At 47.2% G+C, this 23087-nt stretch carries 5 protein-coding genes; 4 read left to right on the top strand and 1 reads right to left on the bottom strand.

Features of this window, described 5'->3' with window-relative positions; genetic code table 11:
- Window positions 1-155 precede the first annotated feature (155 nt).
- Complete coding sequence (locus K9W43_10510) at window positions 156-8828, top strand: 6-bladed beta-propeller (GenBank protein MCF2137649.1); 8673 nt, start codon at window positions 156-158, stop codon at window positions 8826-8828.
- Window positions 8828-16585, top strand: coding sequence for a hypothetical protein (locus K9W43_10505; protein MCF2137648.1), 7758 nt, complete (start codon window positions 8828-8830; stop codon window positions 16583-16585). Before K9W43_10510 ends, K9W43_10505 begins: the two co-directional genes overlap by 1 nt.
- 78 nt (window positions 16586-16663) lie before the next feature.
- Here K9W43_10505 and K9W43_10500 read toward each other — a convergent pair whose 3' ends face one another.
- Window positions 16664-17701, bottom strand: a complete 1038-nt coding sequence (locus tag K9W43_10500; GenBank protein MCF2137647.1) for a tyrosine--tRNA ligase — start codon at window positions 17699-17701, stop codon at window positions 16664-16666.
- 288 nt (window positions 17702-17989) lie between these two features.
- Here K9W43_10500 and K9W43_10495 point away from each other — a divergent pair, with 288 nt between their 5' ends.
- Together K9W43_10495 and K9W43_10490 are read left to right on the top strand one after the other, a co-directional pair.
- Window positions 17990-19390: an ATP-binding protein gene (locus K9W43_10495; GenBank protein MCF2137646.1), complete on the top strand. Its 1401-nt coding sequence runs from the start codon at window positions 17990-17992 to the stop codon at window positions 19388-19390.
- Window positions 19391-19823: 433 nt separating this feature from the next.
- A complete protein-coding gene (locus K9W43_10490) occupies window positions 19824-23066 on the top strand; it encodes a HEAT repeat domain-containing protein (protein MCF2137645.1) in 3243 nt (1080 codons plus the stop codon).
- Window positions 23067-23087 lie beyond the last annotated feature (21 nt).

The raw sequence follows: 23087 nt of genomic DNA, 5'->3' as shown, positions 1-23087 counted from the left end.
ACCTCAAATTTTTCGTCAGACACGTCTATTTATGGAACCAAGAAGGGCAAGTATCTTTTTTAGGGTGAATTTCCCAGTGAACAGTGAGACGAGAATCCGAGTACACGCGGTTGGGAGCCTCTATGGAGGCATACTGTGTAGACGGAGGAAAGAAGATGAGATTAGCCAAGTCCATTTACTTTGTCGCCATTTTGATACCAATGCTACTACTGGTGTCAGCTAACATTCCAACTATGACAATCCCAAGCTCCACAGGCGAGTCCGATGATGGAACGCGGACCGTTGATCTTGGGAATGGGGATACCATTAAGGTGGGTCCCGATGAGATCCTCTACAAGTATGTGATCTCGCAGGCTCCGACCTCGCAGACTGGTTCAGGGGATCCGTTGATAGTTGCTGAATATGGTGAGCGAACGGACACATTCTCAAGCCTATCTATGCAATATGATTCAGGGTCACAGACGACAACCACTTCGAACCAATCGGTGCCCCTCGGTGAAAATTGGGAGGGGTATCAGGTCGATGCGCGAGTGACCGACATTACAGAAAATAGGACTTGGCTGAACAACTACGGGTTCTCGACACAATCAACTTGGGACTATAATACTAACTACACTGAAGGCTACTGGACCGGGAACAATCGCGTACAGTTCTTTAGTACAGGTGGTACATACGAGGGGCAGTGGGGATCACGAGGTACAAGCTCTGGTCAGTTCATTGATCCTTGGGGCGTGGCCATCAACTCCTCGGGGTATGTCTACGTGACGGACACCGGTAATCATCGGGTCCAGGTCTTCGACATGAACGGCAATTTTGTGACCCAATGGGGCACTCGTGGTACTGACCATGGGGAGTTCAATATGCCCATGGGGATCGCTATTGCAACCAATGGCCGAGTGTATGTTGCAGATATGGGCAATGACCGAATTCAGATCTTTGACCCCTCTGGAAATTATATTGGCGAGTGGGGATCCACAGGCACTGGTACAGGGCAGTTCCACCAGCCAGTCGGAGTCGCAATCCGAAACTCCAACGGTTATGTCTATGTCACAGATATGGGCAATGACCGCGTGCAATATTTTGATGCTAATGGTAACTATCAAGGAACTTGGGGATCGCAGGGAACTGGTACTGGCTCGTTCAATGATCCAACTGGAATTGCGGTCAATCAGAATAATGGTGAAGTCATTGTTGCTGACACGACATATAATCGTGTGCAGCGATTTTCTGCAACTGGCAGCTATCAGAGCCTAGTTGGTTCAGGTGGTAACTATAGAGGCTCCGGTTCAACTGGCTATTTCAGGAATCCAATTGGTGTGAGCGTGAGTTCTGGAGGGATTATCTATGTGGCTGATATGGGCAATGACCGAATACAATACTTCAGTTCAACTGGTAGTTATCAAGGTAACTGGGGAACTGATGGTACTGGTAATGGCAATTTCAGAATTCTTTATGGTATTGCTGTTAATAGTTCGGGTTACGTCTATGCTGTTGAGCGGGGTGGGACCTCCCGGAAATCCGTCACTTGGGATCAAGACGCTCATGGGACTGGTAATGCTGCTCCAATCTTTCAGATTGGTGGTTATTATCACAGGAATCCAAGCGATCTTTACGGCTTCTGGTATAACCCGGGTGAGAAGGCTTTTGTGAATCAGACGATAAACGTGGATCGTGGTGATATCACATGGATGGGTGTTTCGTTAGATTACTATGCTGATTGTCGTGGATGGGGCTCTTATATGACCGGTTTCTTTGAGCTCTTCGTGTCCGTTGGTGATCCTGATTTTGGTGGTTCTTATCTATGGAGTTCAAAATTTGATTATATTGACGACGACAATACATGGTATTCCTCAGGGCTAGTACCTGTTGATTATAGCTCAATCTCATTACCTAATCTAAATATAATGGCTGGCCTGCGCGTCACTCAAAGTGAATGGTATCGAAGCAATGACATTCTTCCAGAAGGCAGGCTGGACAATATTGTTATCTACATTAAGGCAAAGGCGACACCTTCACAGGTCAATCTAAAGATGAACGGGGTCGATGTGGCGAATATCGTTCAGGGTTCTACTACTCTCTGGGGGCAGGGGACCGCATCATACACTCCTGCCGCTCCTTGGAGTAATGGTAAGGCCTATGCAAACTTCAGTTGGACACCGAGTCCATTCCCGCCCTCTCCTGATCTTGATATCACGGTTGAGATCGACACAAATGTCACGGTCTTTGCACGACGGTATAATGTGGAAACGGTAGAAAATACTGGCACATTTGAAAGAGGTGATGCCTATACGGTCACTAACGCCTCTGATGTCGAATGGGCCACTAATCATTATGCCGCTGTTCCTGGGGGCTACGAGTCACGGTACTTCTTCAATGTGTCATTACCAACGACACGGGACATCTATCATGTGGGAGAACCGTCTCATCGACTGACAAATCTCACGTCTGGCTGGAGCTATGGTGATCCTGGGGATGGATTACTTAATGTTTCAGCGTATGAGATCACTACGACCTCTTTGAATGGCTTCTGGTATCTAAAAGGGAGCTCTCCAAACATCATTACTGATCTTGAAGTCTGGGATGGCAGTCAATGGATTCGTACTACAACTTTCAGGGCAAATGATGTGACACAGTTCCGTGCAACTCTGCCCACAAGCTATGCAAATGACGTGGTCAACTTCACGCTCTATGATTCTACAGGGGCAGTTTGGACTACGCTGCAGGCGACCGTTGACGGTACTGGCCACGCGACAACAGGATCCGTCACGCTCGACCCCGCAACAGCTCCCGTCGGATCGTGGGAGGTTCAGGCCTATGTGACGGACAAAGTGTCCGGTGGTACGGTGCACAATGTCGGCTTCTTCAGGCGTGGCTTTGAGATCCAACACGCTACTGGTATGTTTGTCAAGTATCCTGTTGAAGGCGTGTCCACTTGGGAGGTCAATGTGACATACGGCGACGTTGTGCTTCTTCAAGTGCGCGTTAATGATTCTGACAATGGTGATCTACTCCCCGGCGGCACCATGACGTACTCGTGGCCTGCGGGTTCAGGTCCAATGAACGATCTTGGTACTGGTGAATACAGTATTGCATTGAACACGAGCAAGCTGGCCAGTAACGGGCCTGTTGATGTGTCCCTGAGCTGGAGCAAGACGTACTATGATTCGTTAGCACGGACATTTAGGCTCAATGTCATATTCACCAGCAATCTCTTGTCCTCAGATGCTCCGGGTGTTGATGTGCCACAGGGCTATGATGCCGAGCTAGCTCTCTACTATGAGAATCAACTTGGCAACGGGATCACTGGGGCAAGTATCACCTGTAATTGGACGCTGGGTTCCTATACCGTGACTCCTGTTGGAGGAAGTGATGGTCATTATACCCTTACGCTCAGCACCAATAGCGTTTCAATAGGAACATACACGGTCGAGATCACATCCACCAAAGACTATGTAGAATCGCGTACGATCGTTCTCTCAGTTCAAATCCGTGAACTGCATACCTCGGCCATACCCTCGACCAGTCATCTCTCTCTTCCAGTCGGTTATATCACATCATTCACCATCACCTATACTGATACAGACCATGATACGCCGATCACAGGATATGAGAGTGCTATCTCGTTGAATTGGACCGGCAGTCATGGCTATTACACAGTAGTTGAGACCACCGACCCTGGAGTCTATAATGTGACTGTTCACTCGTATTCAGATGACACTCTTGGTACGTATGTTCTTGAGGTGAAGGTCGAGCGTGCAGCAGCACAAAATCATACCTTCAATATAGACCTAGAGCTGCGCACTCATCTGACCTCATTTTATCTCAAGAATCCTGTTGATCCTACACCTTATACTGCCAATATTGAGATTCGTGTGGTCTATTTTGATGTAGATGCGGATGCTGGTATTGAGAATGGTTCTGCTGTTGGTTACTATGTCCTTATCTATGTAGTGAGCAGTGAACCCGACTTGAGCTATACGGTGACCAACGGTTCAGCCGCGGGTGAGTACCTCATCACTATTCCTGCAAGTGCTTGGGGGTCAGTCGGTTCCAAGAATCTCACGATCTATGCGAATTGGACTGGACCGACCGTGAAATACACAAATGAGACTATTGACTTGACAGTCACTGTGACTGCCACGCCAACGGATATCTTCATTGGTGAGAATCCGGTTTCAACACCGTATGGTGAAAACATCACCTTCTCACTCATCTACTATGATGTTGCTGGTGACACGGGAATTGTAAACGCGACCGGTCTCTACGCAGGGAATGTTCATCTGACTGTGACTGTTCTCACATCTGGTCAATCTCTGGACCAGTCGAAGATGGTAATTACAGAGGTCGATCCTTCTGGAAGCCCGGGCGAATATCGCTTCGAGTTCAACTCGACCCTTCTCAGCGGCCTGATCTCCTGCGACCTTGAAATCTGGTTTAACTGGACAAAGGGCCAACTTCCGCTCTATGAAAACAAGACTCTCATCATCACTGTGTATACGACACAGCGGCAGACGATTGTTAATTGGCAGCCTCTTCCGGTAACTCCCTATGATGAACTGGTCAACCTTACGATCACGTATAGGGACTCTCTCTCGGGTAATGTCATTCTCAATAGCCCTAATCTATACATCTCAATTCAGGAGTCTATTATTTACACGCTATATTATGATGGTGATGCTACTGGGGAATTCCAGTTGGAACTTGACACATCGTCATGGACCCCCGGAACTCATACGTTCCATGTCAATGTGACATGGGTGGGAAGTCCATACTATCAGAATCGAACATCTGTGGCGGTGACGATCACAGTACGCACACGTTATACGGAACTGGTTCATGGTGCTTTCACACCAATACAGTACGCAAATAATCTGACCCTTCTCTTCACGTACCGTGATCTTGACGACTTCTCCACATCAGGGATGGATGGCGGCACTTTAACACTCGATTCGTCTCTGACTGGCTATTACTGGGTAACGGATAATGGCGATGGTACGTATACTCTGATCCTTGACACTACGGCCTTTGGTACTCTTGGCACTTTCGCAATAAATGTGACAATGACCTATGGCGGATCACGACATTGTGATGATGCTTCTGACCTCTTCTACCTCACCATCGTGGAACGAAGGACTCAGTTGACAAGTGATCTTCCCAGTCCTGCTCCATATCTTGGTCAAGCGAATGTGACAGTGACCTATCTTGATGATAATACTAACATTGGGATAAATGGTGCAACTGTTAGAGCGTCTTGTGCGACTGCATCTTCACCACTTGTCTATAATTCCAATTACTGGGTAGATGTTGTTGGTGTAGGGAAATACCGTATACGAATTTCCACAGAAGCGCTCGGCAATTTTGGTTCATATGTGATCGACATAACCGCATCGTACACGGGGACACCTTATTATCAGTCTCGAACGATATCCGTTCAGATTGAGGTTTCACGACGACCTGTTACATTGTCTGTTGTGAAGTCCCCCCTCAATACTCAGTTCTTGGACAATGTAGAGTTTGAAATCACCGTGACCGATTCTCTGTCAGGAACAAGTGTGAGTCTTGACAAGTCTGTTCTCATTCTGACGCATGGTTCAGGCCTTCCAATTACGGATGCTCAGTACACTTTGACACAATCCGGTAATAATTATCTGATCTCAATCAATTCGACTGATCTGACATCCGTTCTTGTCAGTGGTCACCCCATAACGATACTTTTCCACTGGGGCGATTCATCACCATACTATTCCAATTCTACAACTTCTACAGAGGTGACCATTACTAGACGTGCAACTCAAGTTGCAGTTGTCTCAACTCCCCCAAGTGATATTTACTATAATGCCACGGCGCTCATTGAATTCAGCGATTATTCCACTTCTGTAGGGATAACTGGTGCCACATTTACCGTGGCATGTCTAAACACGACCCCGATTCAAGCATGGTTCATTGACAACAACGATGGTACATATGAGGTCCGTGTCAACACGAGTACATTTGTTTCAACTGGCAGATACTATTTCTCTGTGAACGTCAGTATTACTGGCTCACCGTATTATCAGAATCACACCAATATCAGGTATAGTATCATTGTCAATCCTGTTGCCACTGTTCTCTCAGTGGTTGTCCCCTCTGGTGTGACCTATTACTCTGGTGACATGGTTCAAGTGAATATTACATTTATAAATATCAAGTCGGGACTTGGTATCATCAATGCAGATGTCAAGACCAATTGGGGTTCTCAGCATGGCACTTCTTACACATTGACTGAATTGGGTGACGGTGTATACAATCTGACAATAGACACTACGGGTCTGGTGGCCGGGACATACATCTTTGATGTGAATGCGTCCAAATATCTGCATTTCAATAAGACTGTGACTGCCGATATAGTCCTCTCGCCGGTCCCCGTTGCCATAGAATTGAGTAATAACCCGGTCTACCCGATCTGGGGCGAAGCGATAGTCTTCACCGCGAATGTGACAGATGCTCGTGACGGATCGCCGATACTCGGTGGTACGGTGAATATCCAGATTCATGGGGATAATTATTCTATGACCGATGTTGGCGGCGGCCTTTACAACGTCACTGTGCCCTCAAAGACCTACAATGCAGGAGTATACACTGTGTCTTTGCACTTCACAAAGACCAATCACGAAGTTCGAGATATGGATGTTGAATTCCGATTAGGTAAAGTGCCTGCAACTATCTCTCTGGCGCTCAGTTCACTAAGTGTTGTAAATGGTCAGACTATTGCAGTAGAGGCTGTCTATGCACTGGCAAGTAATGGTAGTGTTATTTCCGTTGGGACTCTTGTCTTCAGTTGGTCTGGCGGAAATGGGACTCTCACTTGGAACGCTTCGCAGGGCAAGTATTTGGGAACTCTTACAGTTACAGATGTACCTGTGGGTAACTATCAAGTACTTGTGCAGGCGGTCTCTACTAATTACAGAAGCTCAAGTACCCAAGTATCTCTCGAGGTGCGCGAGATCTCAACGGATATGATGCCATATCACAGTATTTCGAAGATCTCCGCAGTCTACGGTGATATGATCAATATTACAGTCTACTTGAACAACACAGATCTCAATGCACCAGTAGTCGATGCGACTGTTGTATATGGTGTTGGTCCATTAATTGGCAACCTCAGCCCAGCTGTTGAACCTGGTTACTATACAGCCCTCATTGATACTAGTGCTCTTGATGTTCAGAATTGGGTCATTACTGTTTCCAGTTCAAAGTCTGCTCATACTCCGGCTACGACCCAATTCCTTCTCACTGTGGAATCGATTCCAACAAGGGTCATCGTCTATGATGCACTGGTGGAAGTCTATTATGGGACAAATGCCACTTTTACCTTTGTCTTCTGGGATGATTACAATAACCAAGGTATTAACGGTTCGACCGCGTCGTTCGAGCTTGGTAGCATAACTGGTGTTCTTGAAGACCTGAATAATGGCACCTATGTCTTGTCAATCGATTCGACAAGTGTGAGCGCTGGTCCACTTGGATATGATGTCTTTGTGTCCTTCCAGAAGCCGAGACACAAATCCGGTTTTACCTTAGTCAAACTTGTTGTCAGGCCGCGGCCTACAGCACTTGAAGGACCATATGAGATCGATTTCCCTGTTGGAGATGACTATACGATCCTGTTTACATTCCGCGACACCCTGACAGGTCAGCTAATTACAGGTGCAACAGCAGCAGCGATCTGGGAGTTTGGGGCGGTCTCATTGACCCCCTTAGCGAATGGGTCGTATCGGTTCGGTCCCACAGAAACCGAGGCAAGTCGCCTTTCGATACGATCAACACCGTATCTCATACGAATCTCCCTCACGAAAGGCAACTATTCCGCGGCGACCTCCCAAGTGAGTCTGACTATCCGGACAATTCGAACAAAGCTGTTGGTCACTCCACCACCAGTCACTCTCTATGATGGGGAGGAGTTCGTAGTTCGGGTGACCTATTGGGATGAGGATCATAATGTTGCGATCCCGGGTGCGATGAACAGCACTGCTGATACCACTGCTGATGCAGTACCTGAACTCACACGCGACTTTGGTAATGGTACTTACGAGTTCGGGTTTGTTGGTCACGGTATCAAGGCGTTTGATATCAATATAGTACTCTCAAAATCTGATTACGCCACCTCCGAATATTCTCTTGCGGTCTATACAATCATGACTCCAGAGCAGCAATCGCTCTACACAGGAATTGGATGGCTTGCCGCTGCGATTTTTCTGCTGAGCGGTTTCGGTGCGTTGTACATCAAGGTTCTCTCAGTTCCGAAGATGTTACGGATTATCATTGCGATGTGGAAGAAGGTCCGGAAGGGTGGTGTTCCTGAGAAACCGAAGGTCCGCACACGAAGAGAGATGCTTCTAGACGAGATGAATGCGGATCTTGCCTCTGTGCGTATCACCAAGACAATGGAGGATGTCGCGCTATCGACGGTCGATATCTCGGCTCTTGATGTTGAGGCATTACTCGAAGAGCTGGCCGCAATAGTGGGATTGACGGAGAAGGACCTAGAGACTCTACGAACCGACCTTGAAAAGATGAGGCCCAGTGAACGTGCGGGCTTCGTTCAGGAGGTCATTCGACAAGAGCGGGCAAGACGTGCTCGTGATCTTGCCGAAGCGGCCGAGGAGGTGCCTCCGGAGGAGCTGACTCGGAAGCTCACGGAGGATGAGTTGGCTCATCTTAGAGAACAGCTTCTATCACTTGGGATAGATGAGTCTGAGGTCGATATCTTAGTTGAGCAAGCACAAAATCTGACTAAGGCGGAGATAGATGCCTTACTCGACCAGCTCAAGGAAGGAGGAATGGAATAATGAATGTGCGTCGAAGACTTGTTCCCATGGCATTTGTTGCATTTGCGCTGACCCTGTTTGTCTTACAGGCCGCGATTGTCACCAGTCCCTTATCCACGACTGGTCCGAGTCCCACTGATAGTACTACTGGCTCGCGAGTGGTCGATATCGGTGATGGTCAACAAATTAAGCTTGGTCCCGGTGAAGAGCTTCATGAATTTGTCTTGACCGATCAGGGCTGGGTCGAGTGGAGTGGAACGTCCGAATATCTTCAGGGTGGTGAATATGGCAACCGGACCGATCGTCTACAGGACCAATCGATGAAATACCTTACCAATGGTACGACAACAGATGTGTCAGTAGATGTACCTACAGGCACCGACTGGGAAGCGTACTATACAGAGGCCACAATCACCGGACTGACGGAGAATCGCACATGGATCAAGAATGACGACTTCTCAACTGCGATTGGTACTGGCAACTGGTCCCTAGGCAACACGGACGCTGGTTCATATAGTACTCCCATTTCCTCCTACAATTCCACCGGTGATGCTTCTGGTGGTGGCTGTATTGATGTTGAGATCAGCAGCAACTCTGGAAGTGCACCCTATTACTATGATAACGGGGATTTTGCATATGCCTCTCAGTCCATGACCGTTGATCGAGGCTCTGTTGTATGGGCGGGTCTGAGACTGGATTATTGGGCTCAGACCAAAGATGATACGCACTATAATATGACTGGATCCTTTGCAGTCTATGCACGTGTGGAAGGGTCTATGGTCTGGCAGCTTGTCTTTGATGACATTGCTGCGGAACGGACTTGGTTTGATTCAGGTCTTGTGAGTGTCCCCACTGATATCTTCTCACTCACGACTGTAGATATTGAGATCGGGCTCTGGAGTAAACAGAATGTCGGTTATGATCCCGAGATTGGACCTACTGCCAAGTTTGATAATGTCCGCTTGTATCTCAAGACGCTTGCCACGCCTGCAAATGTCAATCTAAAGATGAACGGTGAAGATGTCACCACTGATGCAGGCTGGGGAAATGGCCACATCTACCAAACGCCCGCATCACCTTGGACCACAAATCCTGTCAAGTTGAACTTTACGTGGGCTCCGACTCCCTCGACACCTGATCCGAACAGGTTTATTCAGGTGGAGTTCGATATTGCAGTCAACACCTTTGCTCGGCGCACTGGCACTCGAACGGTCTATGATATCAATCCTACAGCATATGGGGAATCCTACACGGTTCAAAATGGTACTGATGCCTCTTTCTCAACATTCTATCTTGCAGATATTCCGACTGGCTACTCGAATCGATATTTCTTCAATCAGACAATACCCCTCAATCGTGATGTCTATTCAGTTGCTCGACCCTTAGATCCCGCGACCAATCTCACGACTGGCTGGTCTGGTGGAGATCCCGGTGATGGGTATCTCAATGTGTCAGCCTATCAGGTGACCACTGAAGCAGGGAGGTATGGTTACTGGCGAATCCTAAGTACGGCCCCGAACATGATCACTGATATTGAGGTCAAGGATCCAAGCACGTCAAGCTGGACACGCACCATTTCCTTCCGTGCCGACGATACAACGCAAGTCCGGGTCAATGTTGGCATGTCTTACACGAACTCAGTGGTCAACATTACCGTGTTCGATCCCAGTGGTTCCAGCTGGTATTCGGTCTTGGCGACCGTTGACGGTTCAGGCTATGCAACCTCTCCGACATTTACTCTAGCAGGAGCTAATGCAAGTGCTGGTTCTTGGATGATTCAGGCATTTACAGAGGACTCGGGCACCAATACCTATACTCGCAATGTTGGATTCTTCAAGCGCGCCTTTAACGTGATCCACTCATCGGACATAGTCATCAGTTATCCCTCAGATGCTGTGGGAACATGGGTGACTAATGTGACCTATGGGGATCTTGTACTTGTGATTCTCAAGGTCAACGATACCGACAGTGATGTTCTAGTTTCGGGTGGAACACTTCAGTTCACTTGGGCTGGCGGGAGTGGTTCCTTTGACGATAGTGGTACTGGTGAATATACCAAGGTTGTTGACACCACCAATGTGACTGGTAAGGGTGCCTACACGATGGACTTCACTTGGACGCATGGTGCCTACGACCTGTCGACTGCTCATCTTGTGTTCAATATTCACTATGATGCCACAGTGTCATCCCCACAATATCCCGGCATCTCTGATGCAATCGGTAAAGATCAGTCGTTTGATGTCAATTATACGAATGTGAATGGTACGGGTATCACCGGTGCCACAATCAGCTGTAACTGGACTGGCTCTTATTCTGTCGTTGAGTCTGGGAATGGCATCTACCACGTCACTCTGGACATGACAGGCGTTGATCTTGGCGAGTATCCTCTTGCGATCACGGCAAGTGCTTCCTTTGTACTTACAAAGAGTATGATTCTTTTCGTTGAAGTACGTGAGATCTACAATACAATATCCTACACGGCAAATCAGTTGTCCATCCCAGTTGGTGAATCCGCCTCGTTTTCATTGACATGGACCGACACCGACTCCAACCAGCCTATCACGGGTTCAAATAGTTCAATTGTCTGCAACTGGACAAGTTTCCATTCTGCTGGTGAGAAGAACTATACTGTGATCGAGACCTCGCCGGGTACTTACGAGATCACGATTTTCACCGAGAGCGATGATCCTCTTACTGCTCCGGGTGAATACTATGTGGTCAATTTCACGGTCACCAAGGGCGGGTATCAGAACCATACTTTCACAGTCGATGTTCAAGTCCGCAGTCACAATACCCTGTTTGTCTTAGACAGTCCAGTTGAGCAGACTCCATATCAGACTGACATAGTCATCCTTGTTGAATACCGTGACACGGATCTTGGAGAGGGGATAGTCAACAGCACTGGTTACGTCCGTATCGAAGTCAGCTCACCAACAGCAACTCTCACATGGAATGTGGCTGTTTCAAGTCTGGGCGCGGGACACTATAACATCACCCTCAAGGCAGAACAGTGGGGCACTATCGGGTGGAAAGATCTCAGAATTACTGTTCGGTGGACCGATCCCGGGACTACCAAATACAAGAATGGGACCATTGACACGACTGTTCGTGTTCTTGGTACGGACACAGATCTCTACCTTGAACAGGCTCCGACAGCAAAATACTATCTTGAGAATTTCACCTTCACCGCAGTCTATTGGGATGTAGTGAATTCCACACGTATCTCAAATGGAACAAATGGTGTCTTTGTCCGTATCACCCCGCTGACTACTGGACATCCTGTCACACAGTCCGATTTTGTCATAATGGAATTGTCCGGGAATCCTGGGACCTACGAGTTCCGACTCAACTCTTCTCTGTTCAACGCTGTGGGATCCTTTGTCTTTAGAATTGAATTCATGTGGAAATCGGGTCAACCCCCACTGTACGAGAACAAGACAATGGATGTGACCCTCATCGTATTAGAGCGACCAACCTATGTTGATAACAGTCCAGTTCAGGGGACACCATATGGTGAGCTTGCAAATCTCTCTTTCAGTTATGTTGACTCCCTAAGCACTGCACGAATTGCTAATAGTAGTTCCCTGACGATCAGTCTATCTGAGGGGAGTGTTGTGTATACACTATCTTATGACGGCACTACCAAGCTCTTTACAATGGCTATCAACACATCAAGTCTGGGTGGCATTGGCACTTTCACCCTTCATCTGAATGTTGCTTGGACAGGTTCGCCCTTCTACGAAGATGTCGCCTCCTTTGGTTTTACTGTCTATGTGTCTCGTAGAAGTACCCAGCTGTCTCATATCTCGGTTCCGGGCGTTCAGTGGAAGAACAACGTGACCCTTGAATTCGTCTACACTGATCTTGTGAGTGGTTCTTCAGCGAACATGGTGGGCATCCTCACGCTCAATGCCTCACTTGCAGGTTGGTACACAGTGACCGATCTTGGAAACGGCCACTATAGTGTTGAGCTCAATAGTTCTGCATTCTCGTCAGATGGCACCTTTATCCTCAATGTCACCATTGTCTATACAGGCTCAAATTATGAGGCTGATGCCACTGATCTTTTATCACTCTCCGTAAGCAAGAGAGTGACCCAATTGGGGTATGATATTCCTGACCCGACTCCTTATGCAGAGAACGTTACTTTTGTCGTGACCTATACAGATGATTCCACCGGGTCTCCAATTGAAGGTGCAACAGTTGTTGTGAGTTGTAGTAATTCCTCTTCGGCACTCGATGCCTCCAATTACTGGGTCACCTATATCGGTAATGGCCAGTATCGTATTGAGATCGATTCAGTTGCACTCGGTTCGGTTGCCTCGTTCCCGATTAATGTGGCGCTGAGTCGTAGTGGTGCACCATTCTATCAGTCAGCCTCAAAGACCATCAACGCTCGTGTGATACAGCGATATACGCAGATAATTCTTGTTCAGACACCAGGCGAGATTCCATTCAAGGAGAATGTGACCTTTACTTTCAAGTTCAGTGATTTCCTGACTGGTGATCTGATAGCAATCGCAAAGTCGCACATCACTCTGAGCCATGGCGTTGGCCATACGGTCATAACAGACAGCAATTATGCATTGATCAATCACGGTACATACTATGAGATCAGCTTTAACTCTTCACTTCTGAGTTCGACCTCGTTGGTGACAAATGAAGAGATTCAGATAGCCATAGATCGAAGTTCTGGGGCTCCGTACTATGCTCCCCGTAGTACAACGACTACTGCCACAACTGTGGAACGGCCCACACAGATCTTCTTCTCCCTTGTCGAGTCCACTCCCTATCTCGATAATATGTCAATTATTTTCCAATACATCGACTATATCTCTGATGAGGGGATAAGTGGAGCTGCTGTTGCACTGACTTTTGTCAATGTGAGTTCTCCCACCTACTATCTTACGGACAATGGTAATGGCTCGTATACTGTGCTGGTTCCAACAGATCAATTCGGTGGCACTGGTTCTGTCTATTTCAATTTAACAGCCAGTAAGAGCGGTTCGCCCTTCTACAGATCACGTACTATTACAAATGTGGTGGGCGTGATTCGCTTGATCCAGACAAACCTGATCAGTGAGGCTCCTCCAGCGGCATCGCTGCCTATTGGTGAGCTACAGATAGTGAATGTCACCTTTTACGACGTTGATCACGATGTTGCATTGACTGGGGCAACCGTTGAAACCGATTGGTATAGTCTTTATGGCACCTCTGTCTCGATAAACTATATTGGTGGTGGAGTATATCAGCTTGCTATCAATACGACCGGGCTCCTTGCCCAAGCTTATCCATTTACCGTGAATGCGTCGTTATCCAATTATCGTACAGCAGAGGCATCGGTCACTATCCAGCCAGGGGCTCTCACGGTCGAGATATATCTTGAGCATACATCCTATTACGACGAATGGGGCGCGATCATTCCGATTCGAATCGATGTCCGTGAACCCTACCATAATACCTCAGTTCCTGAGATGACTGCGCAACTGTTGTGGAATATTACCGTCTACAACTTTACTGATCTTCACAATGGGACCTACATCCTGTACCTCGACACAACAACACAGTCCTATGGGACTTATGACCTGACTGTTCGAGTGTCGCGTGAGTTCTATCAGACGCGTTCAAAGAGTATCTCCATGGTTCTCACAAAGGCCTCTGGCACAATTCTGCCGCAGAGCTCGAGTATTCAGATAGTCGCTTCGACATCAGTTCCGATCTGGGTCTATCTGGAAGATAACGCTCGTCATAATCCGGTCAATCTTGCAACAGTCACTATCACTTGGAATGATACCGCTTATGTGCTCACGTACAATGGGACTCCCGGATACTATAGTGGCATTATTGATGCTAGTGGTTTTGCAGTGGGTCAATACCAGGCCGTTGTGCGTGCTATTGCCGATAGCTATTCATTCCTCGATATCGTCCTTGATGTGACGGTTTCGCCAGTTTTCACTGGTATTTGGGTAAATGGTGGTGTTATCACGATGTCCGCCTATTACGGGGATATTGTGGTGCTCACGGCCGAGTATAATGACACCTATCTTGGAGAACGCATCTCTGGTGCCAGCGTGTCTTACAAGGTTGGCGGAATCTCAGGGTTCTTTGTTGAGCAACCCGATCATACCTACCGTGCCGAGTTGAATGCAAGTGAGCTGAACGTCCAATCGTATCAACTGCGTGTTTCGGCCGCAAAGACTGGTTACGCGATCTCTCAGCGTACTATCAGCTTCAATGTTCTTGCGATCCCCGTTGAAGCTATTCCGGACACTGTGACCAAGTCAGGCTATCATGGTGACATGGTCATTTTCAGGTTTTACCTCAACAACACGCATGACTCCACTCCTGTTATGGATGCGGATGTGACAGTCAACTGGGATGGAGGCGCTGTGACAATCACGGATCTGCATAATGGGACGTACACAGTTGCATTGATTCTCAACATGACTGTGCCCCGAACCTATGATGTGGATGTGGAGTTTGCCAAGCCAAACCACAATACTGCGCTCAAAGAGGTCAATCTGGTCATGACTCGGATCCCGACTACTATTCAGGGTCTGAAACGTGTCTCGGTCCCAATCAATGAGAGTTCGACAATCATCTTCACTGTGAAAAACTCGCTTACTGGTGAGACGGTCACTGGTATCAATGGCTACGCGATCTGGGAGACCATCGGCTCCATACAGCTTATTCCGATGGCCAATGGATCCTACTCGCTGACTGTTCCAGATTATCTCCCGATCGACACGTATAGCATAAGCATTACCTTTGATGCGTCGTACTATCAGATAAGCCCGCTAAACTTGGAACTGATAATCCGACCAATATTGACGACATACTTTGTGGCAACACAGACTATCAAGACCGTGCCCGGTGCCACCATTGAGATCACTATCCAGTACTGGGATCTCGATCACAATGTTGGTATTGATGGTGTCATTCCACAGGTCACTCTTGGTCCGGGTAATCTGACTTACTTCCCCGACTATATGCGAGCAGAAGGAAATGGCACCTATGTCCTCTCCTTCTTTGTAGGTGATGCGGGTAACTTCCCAATGAGTGTGACTTTCAGTAAGAATAACTACGCGACTCAGCAGATACAGTTCGTTATTCAGTCGAGTCCCTCGGCTGCCCAGATTGCTGTCCAGACCGCTATTACCTTCGGGAGTGTCAGCTTTGTCATCTTGGCTGCGCTATTATTCTTCTACGTCAAGGTCTATAGCGTCCCCCAGATGATCCGGTGGCTGAATGCAATGATTCGTCTCCTGAGAAAGGGCCGGATTCCGCGGATTCCACCTGTTGCTTCACGTCAGGAGATGATCCTCGACATCGTGAATACCGAGTTGGAACCTGTCAAACTCAAGAAGGACTTGGCCGATATTGAGGGGTATCCTATCAAGGCCATAATTCCAGAGGTGGACGAGCTTCTCGCTCGGCTTGCTGAGATAACTGGTCTTGGCGATGAAGAGATTGAGGCCTTCAAGGCTGATCTTGCACGAATGAAGGCGAGTGAGCGACCCGGCTTCCTCAAGGAGGTCATCGCTCAAGAAGAGGCTCGTCGTGCCGAGGCCCTTGCCACGGCTGAGGGTAAAGCTCCGGAGGCAGTAGAACGACCTACTCTATCGGAGACGCCTTCAGAGCTCGAAGAGCTACGACTGAAGCTGGAGAAGAAGGGCATGACTGCTGATGAGATCGAGATCATCCTCGAGCAGGCCAAATCTCTCTCTAAGGCGGATCTTGATGCGCTCCTAGACAGTCTTGGTATCGACCTAGATTAAAACAACCAGTGAGGTCTCTCTTGCTCTCTTGCGGCAATGGAGACCTCTACGAATATTTTTCTCGACTTACTGTGATGATCATTCACCGAAGGTCTTCTCGACTTCATTCAGGATATCTGGGTGCGCCTCGAAGTATTCTCGTGCTGGTGATAGGATCTCGATCAGTCCGTCTGTCACAGCCTGCTTCACATCGAGTGGATGCAGTTTCTGTTCTGTGTACGCCTTCTCGAATTCCTCGATCGAGCTGAACTCAATATCTCCACCAAACTTCTCTTTACGCTTGATGAGGATCTTGCCAAACCTTGGCATGAGAATGTAACGGACTGTCGCAGTGATCGGATTTTGTTCGAGGTCTCCCGCTGGACAGTACGCCTTTTTGATCGTCGATTTGATCTGTTGCGGTGTGTCTGTGACCCGAATATGCGAGAGTGGATCACTGGCTGACATCTTTGCCCCACCGCCTCGAAGCGATGGCAACAGTGGCATGAAGATATAGGCTCCTTTCTTGAACTTGATCGACTCAAGGATTTCTCTTCCGAGCATGTAGATATTTCGCTGGTCGATGCCGCCGACTGTGATGTCTGCCTTGAGATATTTCACATCAAGAATTTGTAGTAGCGGGTACATCAGTTCTGAGACCTTTGCCTCTCCCCTGATTCGTACCACTTCGCTGGCAGCTCTTAGGGCTCGTTTTGTCGTGACTTTTGCCGCAATCTTGAAGAGATCCTCTACATAGTCGCGTTTGTATTCATATGAAGAGCCACGAACAAATTTGAGTTTCTTGGCATGTTCTCCAAGAATTCCTTTGATGCACTCCTTATAATATTGAGACCGCAAATCCATCAATTCAAATGAGGTCTTTTGAGAATCAAGATGTGCATGATAATCCGCAAGCAGGATAGTCCCTTTCCCACCGATATCTGCAAGTTGAACTAGTTTGGTTAATGGGATGAGATACGCAAAGTGGAAGGGGCCAGTGGGTGCAGTGCCATAGTAAAAGTTGAAACTCTTCTTTGAGGTGACGATTGCTCGAACCTCTTCATCAGTCACAATTTCTTCAGCATTGCTCGCTGCGATCTCAAATGGGTCTGCGACCCGTTCGTCATTACTGCTCACGGTATCACTCTCCGATGATCTGTCTTCTCCTGTCATAGAGGAGGTTTGTAAACCATTTGGTCTGTTCTCAAATGGCCATGTCTTAAACTTGGCGCTGTGCTTTGCGGTCGTTGGTGTTTATTTGATTGGGGCGTTGTTTCCATATCTGATTACTTCGTAGTTTACACATCATCACATCGTTTTTCTCGGTTTAATTTTCGAGGTCCTGTGTTTTTCTATTTATCCAATTTTGGGTGACACAAAAAGGCTAAATAATATACTCCAAAGTAAATTACTTGTGAGTATACAATGTTCGTTGATCGGGAAACGGAGCTTGGGCTTCTTGAGAAACGGTTTGAACGTAACAAAGCCGAGTTCATTGTTCTCTATGGGCGGAGGAGAATAGGTAAGACTACTCTCTTGTTAGAATTATTACGACGGCACAATGGGATATATTTACTTGCGCGAGAAACAAGCAAGATTGAAAACCTGAGACGTTTCTCACAGAAATTTGCCGACTATTTTGATGACGATCTTGTAAGAAAAAATCCACTGCATGACTGGGACTCATTTTTTGAATATCTCACTCAGAAGATTCAAAATCGACAAATAGTGGTGTTGGACGAATTTCCCTACCTTGTTAAGAGTGATTCATCTTTGCCTTCGGTACTTCAGGAATATTGGGATCAAAAGCTCTCTTCCACGAGAATCTTCTTTGTAATTTGTGGATCTTCAATTAGTATGATGGAAAAATTGTTCGGTTACAAAAATCCACTTTATGGAAGAAGAACTGCGCAGCTAAGACTTAAGTCAATGGATTTTGGTAGTGCCAAAGCATTCTTACCAAGTTATTCAATAGAGGATTTTGTAAGAGCCTATGGGATTGTTGGAGGAACCCCAACATACCTGCTTGAATTTAACGATAAAATAAGCCTTAAAGAAAATATCACGAACTACTTCAAAAGAACTTCATTCTTGTATCAAGACGCTTTCTTTGTTCTCAGAGAAGAGTTAGATGAACCAAGAACATACTTTGCAATTATGGAATCTGTTGCACGAGGAAAAACAACATTAGGGGCAATCGTGAATGCGACTGGCCTTGCACGAGCGGTTGTTGGGAAATATCTCTCCGTTCTAATTGATCTTGGATTAATACGTCGAGAGGTTTCAATAACGGCAAGTTGGAAAAGTCGAAAGGGGCGATACTATCTCAATGACCCATATTTCTTATTTTGGTTCAGATTTGTCCATCCGAATATTGATCTAATCGAAACAGATCAAGGTGAATTGTTGGTAACGCAAGTGCTGGAAGATTTCAATCAATATCTCGGAAAAGTATTTGAGGATATCGCCATTCAGCTGCTGCTAAAACTGAACAATGCCAAAATACTTCCGTTCAGATTTTACAAAATTGGACGATGGTGGTATAAAGATCAAGAAATTGATATTGTTGCACTAAATGAACAAGAGAAAATAGCTCTATTTCTTGAGGTTAAATGGAGCGACCTTGACGCCACTGTAGCAAAAGAAATACTGACAAAGTTGGACGACAAGTCACAGTTTGTAGGCTTGGACGATTGGAGAAAGTATTATGGTATAATCGCTAAAAAAATCGATAAAGTTGAGAAACTAAATGAAGAAAAATGGATCGTCTTAGCCCTGAAAGATTTTGAAACGTATTTGGATTCAGTACTAAGTGAATCCGAATGACATTCATATCAACGATAGTCAAGTTGATACTGTCTGTTCCAAGTACTAATCCGCGATAACAATGAACTCATTTGTTGTGGTGAGTAATTGGGGACAGTGACTTGAAGAACCTGCCCAAAAATCGGGTAGTCAACAGCAGCAGAGAACTTGGATATTGTGGGCGGGCAATTAAAATACTTCGTCCACCTTTTCAAGCAAAATGGCTCTCTCTATGACGTTGAAGGAGTTGATATCCACTGTTGTTGATGAGCCTGCTATGGATCTACTGTTTACGATTGTTCAATATACGTTCGCTGGTTGTCCACGTTGTGTCTGTGTTGGACTAATCATTGCATTCCCACGTTAATGATGTTGTAATTTTTAGATGGCCATTAGATATACTGAGTATTCTTATAGGTGCTAGTTTGTTCATATTGTTGGAAGCTTGATTACTGTGGCACTCAAAGATCTTCTAAAGCGAGCAGGAAAGGGACTGGTTATTACTGCTGCCTCTGTTTTGGCTGGTGCAACCTTGGGGCCAATAGCGGCAACAGCTGTAGGAAGCTTTCTTGCCCGTTCAATGAGCAGTATTGGTGTTTCCGTCAGTGCTGAAGTGATCGGAGAAGTCATTCAGAATAAGGTTGAAGACTCGGCCAGTGGCCTGATGAATCTAGGTCGTCCTAAAGATATTGAGGAGTTGGCGTCCAGTATCTCCGAGCGAAGTGGTATAAGCGTTGAAGATGCGACAGCAGGACTTCAGTATGGTCTGCGTGATCTTCAGGCCAATATGGATGATATTATCAGCCAACTGCGTGGCAATCAGGAACTCCTCACTCAAGTACTCGAGCTGGCCGCATCTACGGGTGTTAAAATCGACATGGTCTTAGCCCAAGGTCAGCAGACCAATGAGGCCCTTGATGAGGTTCTTCGTAGACTGGCAGCAATGGAGCGCGGTCTCGACATCTCTTTCAGAAAATTCATGGGCAAATATTCTTCGCCCGAGACCCTTGATTTCTCTCGTCTTCTTGTGATAGGCAATCTTCAGCGTCAGAGAACCACAGGTGCCACAGGTTTCGGCGTGCGGTATGATGATTCGCTCTATGTTGCACGTACAAAACACGAGATGATCTTTGATAGATTTATTGGCGATGCGGGAATGACCGATCGCAATATCTTTGTCGTGCTGGGTGATGCGGGTCTGGGAAAGACATGGTATATGGCCCGAATGTCGCGAAAGATTGCAGACTTGGGCGCACCGACCTTCTTTGTTCCATTGCTCCACGGTCTGAAGGCGCTCACTAGTATTTTCAGAGTGGAAACCCTACCTGCTCTTGTAGACCTGATAGATCCCATTCTCAGCGGGGCGGGCGAGAATGCGTACATCTTTCTCGACGGTCTTGATGAAATGGACCCCTCAAGTATCAGTTATCTCTTGGGTAGCCTCTCTTCTGCAAGATCCGATTATGTGTTCTTCATTCTGTCATGCAGATGTGCAGACTGGACCTCACGGCGTGAGATCGTGCGTGGGACGAACGAGTTAAAATATTATATATATAAAGATCAGACGGCTACTGATAATGCAAGGAGTTACGGAATCAACACGCCCGTATCAGTATTGATAACCGAGTTCACCGATACCGAGTTACGTCAAGCGATGACCCGTTATGGTCTTCCTAATGAAGTCCCCTTTGACCTCTTACCACTCCTGAGTAAACCATACATTCTCAGATTGTCCGCAGATTGGTACAAGCGTCTCGGCTTTCTTCCTTCTCCTTCCTCTCCCGAGTTCTTGGACTTGTTCGCAGGGGGACCGAAATATGCCGATTCCGTCTTCAGACGGCTTGGAATCTTGGCTGAACGCGATTCGCTTTATGCGACTGTAGAAAAACTGATCGAGGCGCAGTGTGAATCGTTACCGCTCTTTGATCTACCCATCGAAGCGGAGTCCAGTACATTCACCACCCTTGTTTCGTCAGGTATGCTCAAGATTCGAATTGAGCGGAGTGGGACCGCGGTTTCTCTAAGTCCTGAATTTCTTGTCCCACTTGTGGCATTGACTGTTCTCCGCCATCAGAGTAATCCTGATAGGCTGGAAGAGATGCTCCAACGCATCAAGTCGTTCATACCTCAGAAAGCTGAAGTTGTCACTAAGATCGTCAAGCAACTGACCGAGAGTGGAGTTCCATCAATTGAGCCTCCTGTCATCTCGGTGGAGACCGTTCCGGTTCACACAGACACACCAGAGGAGCCTCGCAGAATCGATTCGGGATCAAGCATTCAAGAACTACCTTCACGAGCAACAACAAAGGGCTTGTCCCAGTCATTCACTGGCACATCCAGCGAACCAGCTCCCTCTGAACTCTCTTCGCAATCCACTGATGCCGGAGTATTACCTCCAACCACGTCAAGTACGTATCCACCACTCGTGAAGCGGTTGATGTTTCTCATTAATGACTCTGATTTACAGGTTCGTCGTGCAGCAATCATCTCTCTGGGTATTGCTCTCTCCACTATCCCCAACAAACAAGATCGTTTCCCGACGATTCGTCCGTTCCTTGAAGACCCCGATCCCGAGTTTCGTGGTGGTGCAGCCTGGGGTCTTGTTGCTGTATCTGCGAGTTTAGACAATGATACGATTATTGGTCTCGCAAAGGATCTTGTTGAGGATGAGGACTGGTCTGTTCGCAAAGCTGGCGGTTTTGCCTCTGGATTAGTGACGGTGAGGGTGGATTCCAAGCTACTAGCAAAAGACTTCAAGAAGGCCTTTTCGGACGCCGATGGGCAAGTCCGGAGTGGTGCGCTTCTCGGTGTTGGTGTCAGTGTTTCACAATTATTGCATCCCGATGAGGCCATTGCTCCCATTCTGGAGTTTCTTGATGATTCTCATGATGAAGTCCGTGGCGCTGCTGTTCTCACCTTGGCACTATTTGGTACTGTTGCACAGGATGCGGATAGGATCATCAGCAAATTGAAAGAGGCTCTAAAGAATGGGTATGGGAAAATGCAGATGATGGCTCTGCTTGGACTGGGCCTTCTCTCGACCCGAACTACTGATACTGAAGGGCTCTCACAATATCTTCGTCACTATCTCTCAGACAAAAACTCTCTCCTTCGAAGTTCAGCGGCCCTAGCTTTAGGTCTTTTGTCGAGCGTCATTGTAGATCCGAAAGTCGAGCTTGATGCTCTCAAGAAACTTCTCAATGACGAAGAACAGGATGTCAAGTTTTGTGCAGGTATTGGCTATTCGATGCTTGGTCTCAGAACAAAGCAACCAATACAAGAATTGGAGACCCTGTTCAAACATAAGAACGAATACGTCCGTGCGGCGGGAGCTATTGGTCTGGGCTATGCTTCAGGGCTGTTCCGTGATTCTCAAGAAGCAATCAGTCAGCTCAAACGGATGACTGATGACTCAGAACGGACTGTGCGTCGAGCAGCAATCATGGCTCTGGGTATGGCGGCGTCCGATCTCGATAACGATGAGTCACGTCTTGAATTACTCAAACCATTTGCTGAGAGTCCTGATGAGGGCCATCGCCGCGCAGCAGCCGTAGCACTTGGTATTGCTGGACGTGAACCCGAAATTCTCTATGGTCTGGTCATAAGTGAAGCACTGGCCTCGAGCACCTCTTATACACGCGAGGAGTGTATCGCATTGGGGACGGCCATGAGTCCATTGCTACGTTTCGGTAGATAGACTCATGACTCTACTCTATAG

The organism is Candidatus Thorarchaeota archaeon (assembly GCA_021498125.1).
GTDB lineage: Archaea > Asgardarchaeota > Thorarchaeia > Thorarchaeales > Thorarchaeaceae > B65-G9.
The sequence above is the reverse complement of the archived record's forward strand: the minus strand, read 5'-3'. Positions and strand labels throughout refer to the sequence as shown.